This is a genomic window from Serratia sp. EWG9, assembly GCF_019913725.1.
Lineage (GTDB): Bacteria > Pseudomonadota > Gammaproteobacteria > Enterobacterales > Enterobacteriaceae > Serratia > Serratia ureilytica.
Genome location: NZ_JADNRO010000004.1, coordinates 333,441 through 350,428 on the forward strand (window position 1 = coordinate 333,441; position 16,988 = coordinate 350,428).

Here is a 16,988-nt window from a genome sequence, read left to right on the forward strand (position 1 = left end):
AGTGTGCTTTGAAGATAGCCGCTGACGACGATAATGGCGAAAAATAACAGGGAGATGAAAGCGAGAGAAACAATGCTCCCTGGCGGGAGCATTGGGGGATGGGGCTTACTGTCTGATCAGGCGGCCGAGCGTCGGCGCCGTTTCGAAATCGCTGCGGAAGGGGTTGATGTCCAGGCCGCCGCGGCGGGTGTAACGCGCGAACACGCTGAGTTTTTCCGGGCGGCAGCTCTGCTTGATGTCGTTGAAAATGCGCTCGACGCACTGCTCGTGGAATTCGTTGTGCTGGCGGAAGGAGATCAGGTAGCGCAGCAGGCTTTCGCGATCGATTTTGCGGCCTTCATAGTGGATCACCACGCTGCCCCAGTCCGGCTGGTTGGTGACCAGGCAGTTGGATTTCAGCAGATTGGAAGACAGCGTCTCCGCTACGTGCTCCCCTTGATCGGCCGCGCCGCTCAGGTATTCCGGTTTGAAGGCGAAGTCGTCGACCGCGATATCCAGATCGTCGATGTTGATGCCCGGCAGACGATCGATCTGCGCCGGATAACCTTCCAGACCCGGATAGAGCTTGACGGTGACCTGGCCATTGGCCGCCTGCGACAGATCCTTCTGCATGGCGGCGCTCACCTGTTCCACGCTGTCGAAGCGCGTTTGGTTGAAGCTGTTGAGATACAGCTTGAACGATTTGGATTCGATCAGGTTGGAAGAGGAGTGCGGGAAGGTAAATTCGCCGATGCCCACCACCGGTTTGCCCTTGCCGTTGAGCCACGACAACTCGAAGGCGGTCCACAGATCAAAGCCGCTGAACGGCAGCTGCCGTTCGTCCACGCCGATCAGATCGCGGCCGCGTGCGCGCGGCAAGGCTTCGAGCAATGCGGGAGCATATTGGTCCGGATAATCGGAGTTCGCGCCAAGATGGGTGATCTTATCTTGCTTTTGGATATGCATATTCATTGCCCTTTGCTTGTTCGGTATTGATGTAGCGGTTAAACAGACTGCGGGTGGCGTAAATCGGCCCGACGCCCAGCAGGGCGTAAACCACCTTGATCAGGAACTGAGACAGGATCATGGTTTTGATGATGTCCCAGCTCAGCACGTTGTAGAACGCCAGCGTACAGAACACCACGCTGTCGATGGCCGATGCGATTACGGTGCTGGTGATCACGCGCACGAACAGGTAGCGGGAGTTGGTCAACTCTTTGATCTTGCAAAGCAGATAGGAGTTGACGTTCTCGGAGATCAGATAGGCCGCCGAAGAGGCCACCAGCACCGCCATGATGCTGTGCACGATGCCGTTGTAGGTCTCGCTGTACTCCCACTGTGGAATGCTCGGCACCAGCGTCGTCACCCAGACGCCGAGAACGAAGGTCAGGTTGGCGATGAACGAGATGATGATGGTGCGTCTGGCCAGCCGCAACCCATAGAACTCGTTGAGAATGTCCACCAGGATGAACGTGAGCGGATAGATGAAGATCGCCGGCGGCGTGATGAGATTCAGCACCGGAATTTGGATCGGCTTGACGCCGCACAGCGTCGAGAAGATATAAATCACGCTGAGCGCCACGGTAATAATCAGGTAGGCGTACCAGGAACGTTCATGGCGATCGCTGAGCTCATAGGCGGTTTTTTGTTGATTGTCGCCGTAGAGTTTACGGTACAGCGCCTGCAGCTCGTGCCGGCTCAGATCTTCCGATATTTCGCTGTCGGCCAGCTCATTGAGCCCCATGGTAATGGTTTTGCCGGTGGCCAATACCATGACATTGGCCGCGATGGTGCCATGTCGGGTGAAGCCCAACAGCTTGAACTTCTGATTCGGTTCCATTTATAACCTTTCTCCAACGATATAACCCAGGAATTGCACCGTCTCCTGAAGGCGTTTGTCCATGCTTTCGCTGTCTTTGTCGTCAACCACAAAGAAGCCGCTTTTTCCCGAGTGATACAGCAAAGGTGAATCGCAAATCAGTACCGGCGGACGTTTAATGATAATGACTTCGCCCGGAATGAATGACCCTTTAATTTCGGTCTCTATTTTCATTGCCAACATGTTCGACTCATCGCCGAAGAAATAAGTCAAAGGAAACTCGGTGACCAGTTGCCCGATCTTGCGCTGCGAGACGGCCAGATAGCGCGACTGCGGGATCACCGGAATGGCGGAAGGGTTCTTGTTGCCTTCGGTGGACAACGTTTCGTTGAGCAGCTCCAGTTTTTCCAGATCGTAGTCTTCGATCTCTTCACAGGAGACACCGAAAAAATCGGAAATCCGATTAACGGTGGATTGCTGAACGTTGTTCACTCTTCCATCAAGAATTTTGTATAGGGTAGTGCGCGTCAGGCCGCTGCGGTTGGAAAAGGAAGCCTTGGTTTCACCGCGGGTACGCATTAGATATTCAATATTTTTAATGATGTTGATTTTGCGCTGTGCGTTGGGGGTTTTCATAGGCTGTCCTTACAAACATTACGCTGGCTTCACTATATCTTACGCGTTGGCGTTGTCCAGATAAAAAGGCGCAGGGAATAGGATAACAGACTGATTATTTTCGTTAATTATTGCTTTCTGTCAGCGGCTTGGCGGGGGACGGGCGACGTGGATGCGGAAGGCGGTTTGGGGAAATGATAAAGCTGTGCAAATCAATTGATTAGCTTTTGCTTATGAAAAAGTGAACACAAAAGCCAATTTTATGTTCACTTTTATGTTGACCAAAGGCGATTTCATGGGCTACTGTTCATGCAAGCTGAAGTTTTTCTTTACGATCAAAACACTGAAGCTAACGACTTTTATAATAAAAAGCTCAGAGGGGGATGTTCCCGCACTCTGAGCATAATGGATAGCTTGCTACCGACACCAGGGACCCTCATCACCACGGCCGTTTGTCTGCGCGATCGGCCTATTCCTTTGCGCTGAACTCCGCATTTTGCGAGCAATAAAACACTCCCCCGTCATCGGAGGAGTGCGTTAACGCCTGTGCGAAAATCAGAGCGACTTCTGCGAGGCCAGGGGTTTTTGCGCCCGACTGAAGGCCAGCTTGAGCACCCAATACAGCAGGCTGGCGGCCACCAGTGAGTTGATGGTCGGTACGCCCCATTCGGTCGCCAGGCCAACGGCGCCGCCGGCGATGCTGGCGACGATCGCCGCCCAGCCGATGGTTGGGGTTTCGTTCGGCAACTGGCCCGTACGGCGGCTCTCGTCCAGGATTTTGCGGTGGCTGCGCAGCAGGTAATAGTCCACCAGCATGATGCCGATAATGGGCGGGAAGACCACGCCAAGCACCGTCAGGAAGTCGACGAAGCGGTCGAGAATGCCCAGCACCGACAGCGTGGTGCCCAGAATACCGATCGCCAACGTGGTGTAGGTGTACTTCAGCTTTTTGCCGGTGATGCCTTCCACCGCGTTGACGATGCCCAGCGAAGAGGAGTACAGGTTGAGATCGTTGACGCGCAGGGTGGAAAACACCACCACCAGCAAACCGGCGCCGCCGGCCGCTTGCGACATGATGGTGACCACATCCGCAGTGCCCAGGGTTTTGGCGATCAGGATAGCCAGGCCATTCACCACGAACTCGCCGGCGACGATGGTGAAGATCGTAACGCCGAGCACGTGTTTGCCGTTTTTGGAGTAACGGGTCAGATCGGGCGTCATCAGGCTGGCCACGATGGCGCCGCCGACGACGATGGTGATGCCGGCGCTGATGGTCAATGGTTCACCCGGCGGCGCCAGCTGGATGATCTCCTGCAGGTTATGGCCGGAAAGCGCGGCCACTGAAATATAGGCCACCAGAATAATGAACATCGGCACCGCGATACGGGCGGCGATGCGCAACGCCTTGAAGCCGAATGCCACCAGGATGGTCAACAGCGTGCCCGAGAGCCCGGCGGCCAGGCCAAAGCCCAGCTTATTGCCGAGCGCGAAATCGAGCGACTTGGCGAAAATGGCGTTTTGAATGCCGAACCAACCCAGCAGGCTGACGGCCACGACCACGCCGATCAGCACCGAGCCCAGGCGGCCAAAGCCGCACCAGCGCGCCAGCAGGCTGCCGGAAATCCCTTCGCGCATGCCCGCCATCCCAAGCCCATAGGTCACCACGCCGAAGATCAGGCTGCCGACGAAAATGGCGGTGAAGGCGTCAATCAGCGTCATGGAGTTGCCGAGCACGGCGCCGAGCATGAACTGGTCCAACGCGGTCAGCATGCCCATATGCACGATGGCCACGCTTAAAAACGAGACTCTTTTATCCTGCGGCACCCGGGTGAGCGGATAATCTTCGATCTTTATCACGGTGAGATCTTCCTTGCGGTTCAAATAAACTGAATGCCCTTGGTTATCAGGCGATCGGGAATGTAGTTATCCAGGTTGGCGTATTTGCAATACTCTTCAAACTGTTGCTGAGTATGCACGTTGGCCTTCTGGTAAATATTATAAATGCGGTTTTCGATGGTCTTATTGCTGACGTTATAGATTTTGGCGATCTCTTTCACCGTAAATCGCTGCAGCATAAGGAAAATGACATCGAGCTCGGCGCGGGTGAACAGCTCGTTGTTAACTTCGGTGGTCAAGATGCTGGGTTTTTGCTGATTGATGTATTTCAGCGGCGACAGGCTGTTCATCGGCTTGGCGTTCCAGATCACGCCGATCACCTGTTTGTCATCGTTGTAGACCGGCAGCTTTTCGCTGATAAACGGCGTCAGGCTGTCTTTGCCATACCAGTAGTGCGTCTCGATGACCGTGACCCGATCGCGCGCCGCTTCGGTCATCTTGTCATGCTCGATAAAGTCGGCGGCGGAATCGGCCCAGTCGGCGGGGAATTCGTGGTCATATTTTCCGGCGACGTCGAAATTCAGCGGCGTATTGGTATAGAGATAAGCGGCGCGGTTCATATAGAGGTGGCGGGACAGCTGGTCTTTGATGCCCCAGGGCTCGCTCAGGTGCTCCATCATGGTGATGAGGCCCTTGAAATAAGATTCATTATTTTTATGCGATGAACCCATACCCACCTCTGCGCCGCTCAGGCCGCGTTACAGGCTTTTAGCCAGGTAATGGCGGGTATGGCGATGCGCATAGTCACCCAGCTCGCCATAGACCCGGTAGCCCAGTTTTTCGTAGAAGCCTCTGGCCTGGAAATCGAAGGTATCGACGTAGGCCATATGGCAACCGCGCTTGCGGGCTTCTTCTTCGGCCAGCTGCATCAGTTGGCGACCGTAACCGCTTTTGCGGCATTGATCGCCGACCCAAAGATACTGTACTTCCAGGCCGCCCCACCAGGTACGTGCGACCAGACCGCCGACGATCTGCTGGTTGTCGTCGGTGACGGTCAGGAACAGCGGGTGAATGTCTACGGGCTGGGTTTTATGGTTGTGCGCCCAGAGGCTGTCGATAACGAACTCTTCATCCTGCGGGTTGGGTTTGTCGGTGATATTAATATTCATTTTTAATATAATTCCCTGATTTAATTATTCAAATATGAACTAGACGCTTTCGCCCCAACCGCTTCTATTATCACTTTTATTAATGTATTTCAAGGGTGGTTTTCACCCTTTTCCGCCGTGCAGGCGGGCGCTTATAGTAAGCATCACAGGGTGAAGAAAATAGCGAAACAGGCAGTATTAAAACGCTGAAATGCCCTGCCAACACCATCTTTTCCTACTTGCGCCTCACCAGGGCCCCACAGGGAAAACTGCAGTACTGTATGGCTCCACCGGATAGAGCAAGCTAACTTGCCGACGGGGGAGCCACTTTGTTTTTGCGCATCCGTTCCGCGATGACTGCGCGCTGTCTCAGATATTAAACGCTCTTCTTATCAGAAGATATGAGCCGCCGATGAAAATGCGGTCGATACCCTCCTTTAGTCTTCATATGCCACGCTGTTCAGTGCCGGCTCGATGGCGGCACCCAGCATGGCGCCGTGTCCCAAGCCGGGCCACTCCCGATAGCCGACGGTAAGACCGTCGAGCTTTGCCAGGCGTTCCGCCAGCATTTGCGCCGCGTTCGCCGGCAGTGCAGGGCTCTTCACGCCGGGCGGGGCCGCGCGATCGCGCTCCGCCAGACCCACCCACAACTGCAGCCTTGCCGCCGGCGTCGGATGCCGTTCCGCCCACTGCTGCGCCTCTTGCAGGATCATGCCGTTGCCCCACCACAGCGAGGGTTCCACGGCGATATAATGCTGGAAGGCGGCGGGATGGGCGAATAACGTATGCAGAACGAAGAGCCCGCCGTAGGAATGGCCCCACAGCGTTTGCCGCTGCGGATCGACCGCCAGTTTGGCGGCGATCGCCGGTTTGATCCGCGTTTCCATCAATTGCAGGAAGGCCTCCGCGCCCCCGCCCCCCTGCGGCGGTTTCTTCATGCCCGTCGGCAGAGGCAGCGTATAGTCGTAGGCGCGGCCGGAGGCATCGATGCGCAGATCGTTGTCATAGCCGATCATCACCAGCACCGGTGGCCGCTTCGCCGTCGCCAATCTGGCCAGTAAGCTGGCGTTCAGCTCCATCAGCACCGCATTGCCGTCGAGGAAATAAATCGTCGGATAGCCGTCAGGCGCAGGCGCCCGACGCGGCTGGGCGATACGGACGCGGTAACGCCGTTGACCATCGGCGGAGGTGAAGCGCAGATCGCTGAAGCGGTAATCCGCAGAGTCGCTATCGGCGACGGTCACGCCGATCCTGCGTTCCAGATCGGGCCTGGCCTGCACGGCAGTCGGCAACCAAAAGCCGATGGCGAGCGCCAGAAGCGTGCAGATAAAATGCCGGTGAGACAATAACATGCGGGGCAGCGTCCTCGAAAAAGGCCGATATTAGCATCGGTACGCGCCCAGTAAAAACCTCTCCTTCGGGCGGGTATTTCAGTAGCGAAGTGCGGCCGGGGTCAGGCGGTGGCTGCCTGATGCTTCGCAGGGTTAATAGCAACTCATTGTTATTATTGGCAAGTCAGGAATAAGAAGGGTTACGATTAATTAGAAATGATTATGTTTTTTTAGAGGGATAATCTGCTGATGGGCGCAAAAACACTCAATCATCAATGGGTGTTAGCGAAAAAAAAGCCCTATAAAATAGGGCAAAGACACACAACAACACCAGGGAAACTTTCCGGTATCTTATATTATAGCTTCCTATACATATAGAACATTTTATTATAAATATGTAAACGATTCTTATTAATGTTCTAATGCCATTGTTTTTCAAGGGGTTATGTCGCCCAAAGGGGAACGTTCCCGATGGCGGTGCAAGCCACTCCGCTGTGGATAAAGCGCAGGTGGCGGGGCGGTGCCGGCCCGCCGCCCCACAGTGAGATGCCGGCGGGCGGCCTGCGAAAACGCCGGCCGGTATCTCCTGTTTGATGGATGCGCAGGGGAATTGCGCCGCCTTTTGTTGATGATAATCAGTGCTGTTGCAGCGTCAGCATCTTGCCAAGCAAAACATCGGTCGGTGGCAGAATATCCGTATCCAGCCCGGCCGAGGGGGTAAAGGTCAGCTCACCGAAAATGATTTGGCCCTGAGAGATGTAGAAATCAACGCGCACGAACTCGAAGGGCGCCGACAAGCGAGCGGCATACTCAAACAGCTCATCGTATCCCTCCGGTTTCACGAAGGCGTCTATCTCCTCCTGGCTCAACGCCAGGCAGTCCTCGCTATAGCAAAGGAACTTGAAATCTTTGTCGAAGAAGTAATATTTCGGCGTCCCGGTATCCCTGCCGACGCACAGCAAGGTGCAGTAAGGCACGCCGCGAAAACAATAAATTTTGTAGTCTTCAGGCCCGTGACCATTGGCCGATTCGATATACTTTTCTCCAATGATCTTTTTTTGTATCCCTTTGTAGTTGAGTTCTACATAGGTTTTCCAGTAATCGTCTTTCATCCAGCCATCGATCAGCTGGGAGGCGCTTTTAATGTTCAACGATTGTTTATTCTGGCAAATTAAATTATATCCTGAGCCGTGATTTCCCTTGATGACAAATTTCTCAGGCAGCGTTTCCCATGGGATCTCCTGTACCGAATCACAGGCAAAGTACAGCTCATTAAGGATCTCTTCACATCCTTGTGCCTTGATGTACTCTCTAACCGCATATTTATCTGCGCATTGAGTGACTAAGGCATTTTTACTGTAGTCATTCAACTTAAGGTGATTGATTTTTTCATTCCAGGTCGATGGCGCCTGCAAGTTCAGCGGTTTGCCAAATGCCCTTTTGTAGATCAATCTGGCCTTGAATTCGGGGGCCAATACGGCCAATTGATTCATAATGAACTTATTTATTTGTCTTTTCATATACGTAATTCCATCAAAGCATAGTGACAATGATTAAGACGTTCTTGTACTTAAAACGCGGGTGGCGCGCCTTCACTGCGCCATTGAATGGCTGTCGGTGTTGTTCCCAGATCAAATGGCTGGTGGTCTAACGCCCGATTAAGAATGCGGGCCGAACGCCACGCCATCAGGCTCAGCTGCGGATCGGCGATGCCGTGATTGTGCATACTGGCGTTCATCGCAAATAAGCAGTTCTCCGCCGGGCCTTCCCACTCAAAGGTAAAGTCCGGGGCTATGCGGTACTCGCCGTCCGCCGTGGTCAACAGTCGGTGGGCCAGAGGCGCAAGGAACTCAGGCGTCGCCGATTGATAACCGGTAGCAAAGATCACCACGTCCGCCTTGAAGGTTTCCTCGCCGTGATCGAGATGATGACGCGTTTCGAGTTGGTAGGCGTTATCCAGCGTGTGTTTTACGGCCGTCAGCGAACGGCTGGGCAGCAGGCGCACCCATAATTTCTCGCGCAGTACGTCGAAGCGGTGGTACATGGCGCGATAGATGGCCAGCAGCGACTCGCTGGTGATGCCGTCTGAGGTCATCTTTTGTTCGGCCAGCATATGCCGCTTGGCCGCGCTGTCCAGTGAGTAGAAACTCTCGACGTAATCTGGCGTGAAATATTCATTGGCAAAGGCCGCCTCATCAAGCGCGTTGTAATTGTTGCGCCGCGATATCCAGTCGAGTTGTTCCGGCTGCCCCCATTCCCCTTTAAAAATATTCAGGAACAGATCGGCGCCGCTCTGGCCGCCGCCGACGATCGCCACGCGTTTGCCTGCCAGATTAGGGTTGCGCAGCATCATTTCGCTGGCGTGGAAACAGCGATCGTTTTGCGCCGTCACGCAATCCGGTAACTTTATTTTCTTGCCAATACCGATACTTACGTGTCTGGCGTGGAAGACCTCCCGTGAGGTGGTCACCACGAACTGGCGTTGCCGATCGTCAAACTCGACTCGCTGAACGTCTTGATTGAACGCCAACGATCCCATCCCGCTTGCGGCCCAGGTGAGGTAATCGGCGAACTCTTCACGCGATGCGGTACGCTGTTCGGTCGTCAGGAAACGGTAGAATTTTCGGTTTTTTACCAGATAGTTGAGAAAGCTGTAGGGATTGGTTGGGGCAACCGCGCTCACCAAATCCTTTAAAAAGTTGGTTTGCATGTTGCAGTCAGCCAAAATCATGCCCGGGTGCCAGGAGAAATGAGGTTTGCGCTCAAGGAATTGCCCCGTAAATCCCTCGATTTCGCTCCCTAAGGCCGCCAGGCTAAGATTCGACGGGCCAAGGCCAATACCGATGATATCGAAACGCTGATTCATTAATAAGCTCCAGTATAATGAGAATAATACCCAGAAATACGGCTGCAAAGGGGTTGGCTTATAGCAACCAGGCTGCCTTTTTCTTATAAGTAAACGACATGAATTAAAAATAATTAAAAGATATGCGGGTTAAAAATGCGTCATTTTTAAATGCCCGTTTAGAATTCGGTAGCACATCAGGTAAAGGCTACGGGTGTATTTCTTTCCATGAAAGTCCCTGCGAAAGCTTGCGTGTGTGTTTAATTAATATTCTTAAGCAATAATCTTAGAAACCGCGTTCATCATTCCATGTAAACGACACTCCGCAAAGAGGATAAGCCGCATGGGATTGGCATCGACTATTGACTGTTAACGTGTATACGCCGTTCTGCGTTCGGCTTGTGTTTCTTGAATCAGGTATTCGCTGCTTAGAATAGCGTTAAAAGGGATTCTGGGAAGGTGAAATAACATGATATTAGGCGTTGAGCGCTTTTTGAAAAGATGAAATTAAAGTGAAATTATGAAATTAGGCCGTTTTGATGGTATTTTTATCATTGTATTCAATGTGTTATTATCTTTTGGATGCGAGAGCTATTGCGTCTGGGCGGCATGGGGGTATCCGCTTTCACATCGGCCAATGCGCCCAGTTTTGTTGTTTGCGGGCCTGTATGGCGGGAAATTATCCCTATATGCATTAATTTCAATGAGTGAATGTTCATGTTATATACAGAGGCGCCTGTTGACGTTGGAAAAGCGCCAATTAAAAACCGATTGGCCGACAGTTCGACGTTTAGGTTCGTTTAGGTTCAGCGACGGCGTGACGTGCAAGGATATCCGTGTGCCGCCGGAACTTGCCTGAATGTAGCCGCCATTATATCAACCCGGTTTGAATTGTTTTGGCGTTTCTCTTTTATAATTCCTTTGCCGCTGATGATGATTCTCATTACCTGAACGTTAAACGCCATGGGAATGGGGTAAAGTATGGCGCTCGTGGGCAAGAGAATCGATGTTGGCGCTGCGACAAACGGATTGCCGCAGCAATAATTTACTCGTGGATAAATTTAACGTCAGTTGGCGTACCTATCTGGACGCTTACGCCGTTGCCATATAATTCGCCGGTATCCAGATCGCGTTGTAATACGGTAACGTTATTACTAAACACATTGGCGATTAGCAGAAACTTTCCGCTTTTATCGAAGGCGAAAGCGCGCGGTTCGATTCCGCCGGAAAGCGTGCGGCCAATCAGCGTGAGTTTGCCATTCTCCGGGTTAATTTTATAACCCACGATTTCGTTGGTTTTTTGGCGATTGCTCGCATAGAGGTATTTTCCGTCAGGGGAAAACGCCAGCCCGCCGCCGCCCTTTGCATCCGCGCGGGCGCTTTCCGTCAGCGCTAATGTCTGGATGTTCTCCAACCGATCGTTATTAATCTGGTAGGCAAAAATATTCGCCGACATTTCGCTGATCACGTAGGCGAATCTGCCATTTGCGGAAAAGATCATATGTCGCGGGCCGGTGCCCGGCGGAAACGACAAATCGTAATCCGGCGCGAGCCTGAACGGCGCGGCCTTATTTGCCGCGTCGTAGAAGAAGGCATGAATGATGTCGCCGCCCAAATCGGCGGCGTACATCATGCGCCCGTCGGGGGTGAAGTTGACGGAGTGAATATGGGCGCTGGCTTGCCGTTCGGCAACGGCCTCTGAGCCCTTGGTGAAGGGAAAGCGCTGCAGCACCTCGCCGAGTTCACCGTTCTGGAGAATGGGGGCCACGATGACGCTGGCATGCCCGGGGGCGTTGGAGTAATTGGCGGCCAATAAGTAGCGCCCGTCTGGACTGATGGCGGCATGCGTCGGCTCTTGTCCCTGCGAGTCGATGCCGCTGATGCGTTGCGGGTCGCCGCCTTTGCCGAGCCTGAGCGTGCTGATTTGGCCTTGCTGAGTTTCATTGGTGGTATAGGCAAATTGGCGATTTTTGCTCAGAACTATCCAGGAAGGGCTGTCCATTTTTATGCGATTCAATGGCAGCAGGCTGCCGTCTTCGTTGAGCGCCAACCGATACATCCCCTGGCTGGGATAAACGGGCGGCTGAACCCGATCGCCGTCTCTTTCCCCTGTCCAGGTGCCAATCAAAACGATTTGCGCGGTGCTGCCCGGCTGCGGCTGCGGGGGAGCGGCCTGGGTGATCCAGGCCGGCAATAATAAAGACAGAAAGGAAAACTTGGCGATGCTGGGGAACGTTGCGTTTTTCATGGTCGGGCTCCTGGCGTGATTGACTGTGTTTTGTGACCGAGGCGAACGGTGTACAGGGTTTATCGTCGTAGCGAGGCACCGCCCAGAATGAACAGGCAGACATAACCAAAATAGTGCAAAACGCCGGCGGGGCCTATTTTTAGCACATCATTGGCGTATGGCATCAGAGCCTTGCGCGCCGGCAGACAAGCTCCCTGCGGCCGCCAGCGTAGGGAGCTTTAATTGGCGTGAATCACGCGCCGCGGCGTTTGCGCACCCGCCACGCGATGGCGGCCAGTAGCGCCAGCGCGCCGCCGCCCAACCCCGGTGCCATATAGGGCTGCATCTCGGCCAGCAAGGGCGCCGGGCCCCCTCGTCTGAGGATCGCAACGTCTTCGGCGGTGACGTGCGCCGCGGGGTTGCCGTAATGTTGCAAGACATAGTTGCCGATCGCCGCAATCTGTTGGTCGTTCAAGGGATTGACATAGGATTGCGGGCCGAAATTCGGCATCAGGATATGTTGATCCCCGACGCGGCGCTCGACGCCGAACAAAATGGCCGAGATCAGATTGGAGGGATTGCGCGAGCCCGTCGCCGTGTTGTTGAACAGCGATGGATAGGCCTGGTTTTGACTGCCGCTGCCGTCGGGTTGGTGGCAGCTGGCGCAGTTGCCGCTGAACAAGGCGGCGCCGTCAATCACCGTCTCGTTGGCGGTCGGCGGATGCGCGCCGCGCAGCTCGGGTTCAACGTTGAACGGCTTGCCAAAGCTGTCTGCCGGCCGCGTATCGCGTCGATCTCTGATCGGCGGACTGTTTTTCAGGTAAGCGGCAATCGCGGCCAGATCGTCGTCCGACAAATATTGCAGGCTGTTTTCTATCGCTTCCGCCATGCCCCCCGCCGCCTGGTTTTTTCCCGCCGCGCGCCCGGTTTTCAAATACTGGATTAGCTCAGCCTGGCTCCATCCGCCAATGCCGCTGATCGGGTCGGAAGTAATATTGGGCGCATACCAACTGCCGACCATGGCGCCGGAAAGCGGTTGCCCGCTGTATTCAGCCAGTAACACGTTGCGCGGCGTATGGCAGGTATCGCAGTGTCCAGGGCCGTTGACCAGGTAGGCGCCGCGGTTCCATTGCGCATCTTCGCTGCTGTCGGCGCTGAAATGCCCCTCTTCCAGAAACAAACTGTTCCAGGCCGGCATGATAAAGCGCAGGTTAAAGGGGAAGGGCAGTTCGGTTCGCCTGTTGTGCTGAACGACGGGGGCGACGCCGTTCATAAAGTAGGCGTACAGCGCGTGAATGTCCTCGTCGTTCAATTTGACGTATGACGTATAAGGCATTGCCGGGTACAGCGGGGTGCCATCCGCGCGAATGCCTTCACGCACGGCGCGGGCGAATTGCGCTTCGCTGTAGCGGCCAATGCCGGTTTCCTGGTCGGGGGTGATGTTGGTGGTGTAAATCACGCCTACCGGCGTGGCGATGCTGTAACCGCCGGCAAATCGCTCGCCGCCTCCCGTTTGGGTGTGGCAGGCCTGGCAGTCCGCCGCTACCGCGAGCCGCTCGCCTTTTTCAATCAGCTCGGCGCTGAAATACGGTCCTTCGTCGGCGGCGAACGCCGAGCCGCCGCCCGCCGCGAGGAGCAGCGCCAGCCAGGCTATCCTTGCAGGTTTTCTCATGATTTCACCGCCAGTTTGCGGGCAATGTCGTCCGCCGCTTTAAGGCCCAGGGCCGCCATCGTCAGCGTGCTGTTCACCACGCTGGCTGAAGGGATGGCGCCACCGCCGGGCAGCCACAGGTTCGGATGATCGTGCGCACGGCAATCGCCGTTCACCACGGAATTTTTCTCATCGTTGCCCATGATGGTGCCGCCCATAATGTGATTATTGGCATTCAGGCTGGTGGTGATGGTGAATTCATCGGCATCAAACAATTGGCCAATATGCTTGAGCTGCCGGTGCGCCGCTTCAGCCCCTTTTCGCACATAGTCCCCCACGTCATAGTAAATGTCCGGGCAAGGCAAACCGTGGGCGTCTTTGCGCGTTGCGTTCAACGTCAGACGGTTATTGGGATCGGGCAGCGGTTCCAGACTGATGGACAAATCGACGCCGTGCGCCGCGCGGCGGCGGATCTCGTCATCCAGCGCTTTCCCCACCAGGCCCTGCGCCAGGGCCTGGCGCGTAGCCGGCAAAACGCGGTTGATGTTATTGAGGATCATCTTGTTGGCTGAGTAATGCTTGCGGAAATCCCCATCGCGCGGGCCGACTAAACAGCTGCTCTGCGCCGGGCCGCGTCCAGGCCACAGCGGCTCTTTCGCCAGGAAGGTGCAGTGAAAGCCGGAGTGATCCATCATATTGCGGCCAACCTGATCGGAGCTGTTGGCGATCCCATTCGGGTTTTGCGCATTGGCGGCCATCAACAGCAGGCGCGGGGTTTCGATGCCATTGCATGCCAGGACGAACGCGCTGGCGCTGGCTTTGTGCGACCGCTTTTGGTTGTCCAGCCAATGCACGGCGGTAACCTGATTTTGTCCATCGGTATCGATTTTGTACGCCACCGCTTCCGCCAGCACGAGCGCTCCTTTCATTTCGGCGCGTTCGATGTGATGGATGCCGTTATACATGGCGCCAATCGGGCAGATAGGTTGGCAGTTATTGTTGCCGCAGCAGGTGGGCCGCCCCTGCCATGGTCGCGTGCTGCGCCCTTGGGGGATCGGTACGGAGCGATAACCGTGCGGGTTGACCACTTCGGCGAAGCGCGTATCTCCGTGGGCCCAGGGCACCATATCCATGGGATAAGGCTTGCTGCGCGCTGAAGGCGATTGTTTGGCCGGATCGTTTGGGCCGGCGACGCCAATCGCCTCCTCCGCGCGGCAGTAGTAGGGCTCCAGATCGTCATAGGCGATGGGCCAGTCGCGGCCAACCCCGTACAGCGTTTTCATTTTGAAATCGTTTGGCAGATGGCGCCAGCAGGAGGCCGCCCAGTGCCAGGTCGTGCCGCCCACGGTGCGTAAATAGCCCTGCTTAAAGCTGTCCGCGCTTGGGCCACTTAACGCGACATAATCGTTTGGCGGAAAATAGAGCGGCGCGGTGGCGTAGGCTGATTGCGGGTACAAGCCTTGAAAATCGGAGCCCGCACGGTTATCAAACGGCATATTGCGCCAGTTTTCGACGGCCTGCGCGCGATCGATACGCAGGCCCGCCTCCAATACCAGCACGGAATAGCCTTGGCCGGCCAACTGGTCCGCCATCATGCCGCCGACGATCCCCGAGCCGACGATGACAATATCGGCCGAGGCATCGCCATCAGCCGTGAATACCGGTTTTTTCATGATTCAGCTCTCAGAGGGCAGTAAGGCGTTAACCTCAGGCGGGGCGGCGGTCCACCAAAGCGGGCCGTTGCCGCAATAGGTGGGCACAATCAAGGCGTCTTTAACCGGGCGATACATCAGGGCATCTTTATAAGCGATGAGACTGGCGTTTGCCCCCTGGCCCACGGTACCGGTATACCAGGCGGTGACGATGGCCGAGACCAATACCGAGAGCCCCAGTTGGCCGGCGATTTGCTGAAGTTGCCCGGCGCTTTGTCCGGCCTTCACGCGTGCGCTTAATCGCTCAACCTGTGATGAGAATTGCGGGTTTGCGAGGCTCAACGCAGTGAAAATACGAGCCGAAATGCCAGGGTCAATATCCTGACGTTCTGTCAATTGCCGGGAGAGCGCGAAGAAATGGGCAAAAAGCAGGGGGTTTTGCGCGGCGGTATGCTGTTCCGCCAGCGTGAGGAATGGGGCGCCGGCCAATGCGGTGGCGACAAGCGTTGACGCCAGGCCGAGCAAGACATTTCTGCGGCTGACGCCCTTGCCATGTTGATCCGGCTGTTCGCCATTGTCTGATAAACCATATTCCATATGTTTTTTCTCAACGGGTGTTTAATGCCAGAGCCAAAAAAGGCCAAAATATCAGTGGGTGAGCAGGCTAAATTAAGCGTTCTATTACGGTGATATGACGATCTTCACCGATGTGATGTTTTAAGAACGCCTGTCGGTAAATTAGCAGCGGCAACGGACGGTATTTATCAAAAAATCACAAGGTGAGTGCCGACCGCATTTTTGGTTTATTTTTAATAACGGCAGGGGATTATGTGGTGTGGCTCTGTTTAATTGATTGTTATTTAATGTTTTTATCGGTTTGTGACTGTGGGTTTTTATCAGGCGCAGAATGAAAACATTAATGGCATTGTTGCGTAACCCGTGTTTGCGTATTAATTCAAATGACGGCGAAAATAAGTAAGGTCGGGTTATGGCGCAAATGGAAATAATACAGTGCCGTAAACACAGGGCAGGCGGCTGGCATCAATTAAGACTGCGAATATAAAGGCCGAGATTTAGGTTAAAGAGATAGGAACAGGAGCACTTCTGCTCGGTATTCAAGGTCTCAGCGCTGGCCCGCAGGGTGAGGCCTTTGGCCGAATAATCGAACGCAGTTCGATGGAGAGTCCTGTCCCTGAAAAGCAAAAACCCAGCCATAGGCTGGGTTCTCTAAATATGGTGCCCGGACTCGGAATCGAACCAAGGACACGGGGATTTTCAATCCCCTGCTCTACCGACTGAGCTATCCGGGCAACGGGGCGCATTAAACCGTATTGGCCGGATGGCGTCAATCGCTTTCTGTCACAAAGCCGATCGGTTGCTCTATTTTCAGGCAGCGAATCCGAAGCGCTAGAACCTGTGGCGATATCGCCACCCAATAAATATGCATAAAAAACGTGTATTTATACCACCTTATCAAGGCCGTGTTTCATATTTATTTTTAAATAACAAAATGTTACCTTTGCATTAATGCAAGCTCAATCCAGGTGATTCTCGCTTGAACCTCGTAACGAATCATGCAATCATTGCGCAAATTTTAGCACTCTCCGTTCCCTGACGGTGTTCCCGCTTCTTATAAGTCAGAGGGTTATTGGCATGACTGGTTTTGTCGCTCAAGCGCTGTCGCGCACCAGACCTCTGACGCCGCCACCGTTCCGTCTCTGCTTGCTCCGAACGCCATCCGTCCGAATACGCCTGCCGATCATGCGGTAAGGCCGCCTGATGCTCGCTGTTAGGCATGCGTAAAGCCAGCGCTGCGGCCCTGATTTTACTGATGCCTGTCGGACGCTGCCAAGACCAGTTCCCCCCGATAGCTGCCTGATGGTCC

13 protein-coding genes and 1 tRNA gene are annotated in these 16,988 nt (G+C 54.7%); all 14 read right to left on the bottom strand.

Annotated elements, in window-relative coordinates; translation table 11 throughout:
• Positions 1 to 105: 105 nt before the first annotated feature.
• The 14 genes from queF to ITX55_RS12300 all read right to left on the bottom strand — a co-directional run bounded on the left by queF (position 106) and on the right by ITX55_RS12300 (position 16,413).
• Positions 106 to 945: an NADPH-dependent 7-cyano-7-deazaguanine reductase QueF gene (gene queF / locus ITX55_RS12235; protein ID WP_033644641.1), complete on the bottom strand. Its 840-nt coding sequence runs from the start codon at positions 943 to 945 to the stop codon at positions 106 to 108.
• Complete coding sequence (locus ITX55_RS12240) at positions 923 to 1,819, bottom strand: queuosine precursor transporter (RefSeq protein WP_033644642.1); 897 nt, start codon at positions 1,817 to 1,819, stop codon at positions 923 to 925. Before ITX55_RS12240 ends, queF begins: the two co-directional genes overlap by 23 nt.
• Positions 1,820 to 2,434, bottom strand: coding sequence for a helix-turn-helix transcriptional regulator (locus ITX55_RS12245; protein WP_033644644.1), 615 nt, complete (start codon positions 2,432 to 2,434; stop codon positions 1,820 to 1,822).
• A gap of 534 nt (positions 2,435 to 2,968) precedes the next feature.
• Entirely contained in the window at positions 2,969 to 4,270 is a 1,302-nt protein-coding gene (locus tag ITX55_RS12250; RefSeq protein ID WP_089192636.1) for a cytosine permease, read from the bottom strand.
• Positions 4,271 to 4,290: 20 nt separating this feature from the next.
• Positions 4,291 to 4,980, bottom strand: a complete 690-nt coding sequence (locus tag ITX55_RS12255) for a PAS and helix-turn-helix domain-containing protein (protein WP_033644646.1) — start codon at positions 4,978 to 4,980, stop codon at positions 4,291 to 4,293.
• A 27-nt stretch (positions 4,981 to 5,007) separates the two neighbouring features.
• Complete coding sequence (locus ITX55_RS12260; protein WP_019453029.1) at positions 5,008 to 5,418, bottom strand: GNAT family N-acetyltransferase; 411 nt, start codon at positions 5,416 to 5,418, stop codon at positions 5,008 to 5,010.
• Positions 5,419 to 5,834: 416 nt separating this feature from the next.
• A complete protein-coding gene (locus ITX55_RS12265; protein WP_223085091.1) occupies positions 5,835 to 6,749 on the bottom strand; it encodes an alpha/beta hydrolase in 915 nt (304 codons plus the stop codon).
• Between the two features lie 614 nt (positions 6,750 to 7,363).
• On the bottom strand, positions 7,364 to 8,248 hold the full coding sequence (locus ITX55_RS12270) for an ATP-grasp fold amidoligase family protein (RefSeq protein WP_182073830.1): 885 nt from the start codon (positions 8,246 to 8,248) through the stop codon (positions 7,364 to 7,366).
• A gap of 50 nt (positions 8,249 to 8,298) precedes the next feature.
• Positions 8,299 to 9,594 carry a lysine N(6)-hydroxylase/L-ornithine N(5)-oxygenase family protein gene (locus tag ITX55_RS12275; RefSeq protein ID WP_089195187.1) on the bottom strand — a complete coding sequence of 432 codons (1,296 nt, stop codon included), beginning with the start codon at positions 9,592 to 9,594 and terminating at the stop codon, positions 8,299 to 8,301.
• A 1,024-nt stretch (positions 9,595 to 10,618) separates the two neighbouring features.
• Positions 10,619 to 11,821 carry a lactonase family protein gene (locus ITX55_RS12280; protein ID WP_052764909.1) on the bottom strand — a complete coding sequence of 401 codons (1,203 nt, stop codon included), beginning with the start codon at positions 11,819 to 11,821 and terminating at the stop codon, positions 10,619 to 10,621.
• 232 nt (positions 11,822 to 12,053) lie between these two features.
• On the bottom strand, positions 12,054 to 13,472 hold the full coding sequence (locus ITX55_RS12285; protein WP_198809168.1) for a cytochrome c: 1,419 nt from the start codon (positions 13,470 to 13,472) through the stop codon (positions 12,054 to 12,056).
• Entirely contained in the window at positions 13,469 to 15,124 is a 1,656-nt protein-coding gene (locus ITX55_RS12290) for a GMC family oxidoreductase (protein ID WP_223085092.1), read from the bottom strand. The genes ITX55_RS12285 and ITX55_RS12290 overlap by 4 nt, the downstream gene beginning before the upstream one ends.
• Positions 15,125 to 15,127: 3 nt before the next feature.
• Positions 15,128 to 15,700: a sorbitol dehydrogenase family protein gene (locus ITX55_RS12295; protein WP_223085094.1), complete on the bottom strand. Its 573-nt coding sequence runs from the start codon at positions 15,698 to 15,700 to the stop codon at positions 15,128 to 15,130.
• 637 nt (positions 15,701 to 16,337) lie between these two features.
• A tRNA-Phe gene (locus ITX55_RS12300) sits at positions 16,338 to 16,413 on the bottom strand.
• Positions 16,414 to 16,988: the final 575 nt, after the last annotated feature.

Excerpts from the sequence above, each read along its gene's own strand:
- queF (WP_033644641.1), bottom strand. The coding sequence starts at position 945 with ATGCATATCCAAAAGCAAGATAAGATCACCCATCTTGGCGCGAACTCC.
- ITX55_RS12240 (WP_033644642.1), bottom strand. The coding sequence starts at position 1,819 with ATGGAACCGAATCAGAAGTTCAAGCTGTTGGGCTTCACCCGACATGGC.
- ITX55_RS12245 (WP_033644644.1), bottom strand. The coding sequence starts at position 2,434 with ATGAAAACCCCCAACGCACAGCGCAAAATCAACATCATTAAAAATATT.
- ITX55_RS12255 (WP_033644646.1), bottom strand. The coding sequence starts at position 4,980 with ATGGGTTCATCGCATAAAAATAATGAATCTTATTTCAAGGGCCTCATC.
- ITX55_RS12260 (WP_019453029.1), bottom strand. The coding sequence starts at position 5,418 with ATGAATATTAATATCACCGACAAACCCAACCCGCAGGATGAAGAGTTC.
- ITX55_RS12265 (WP_223085091.1), bottom strand. The coding sequence starts at position 6,749 with ATGTTATTGTCTCACCGGCATTTTATCTGCACGCTTCTGGCGCTCGCC.
- ITX55_RS12270 (WP_182073830.1), bottom strand. The coding sequence starts at position 8,248 with ATGAAAAGACAAATAAATAAGTTCATTATGAATCAATTGGCCGTATTG.
- ITX55_RS12275 (WP_089195187.1), bottom strand. The coding sequence starts at position 9,594 with ATGAATCAGCGTTTCGATATCATCGGTATTGGCCTTGGCCCGTCGAAT.
- ITX55_RS12280 (WP_052764909.1), bottom strand. The coding sequence starts at position 11,821 with ATGAAAAACGCAACGTTCCCCAGCATCGCCAAGTTTTCCTTTCTGTCT.
- ITX55_RS12285 (WP_198809168.1), bottom strand. The coding sequence starts at position 13,472 with ATGAGAAAACCTGCAAGGATAGCCTGGCTGGCGCTGCTCCTCGCGGCG.
- ITX55_RS12290 (WP_223085092.1), bottom strand. The coding sequence starts at position 15,124 with ATGAAAAAACCGGTATTCACGGCTGATGGCGATGCCTCGGCCGATATT.
- ITX55_RS12295 (WP_223085094.1), bottom strand. The coding sequence starts at position 15,700 with ATGGAATATGGTTTATCAGACAATGGCGAACAGCCGGATCAACATGGC.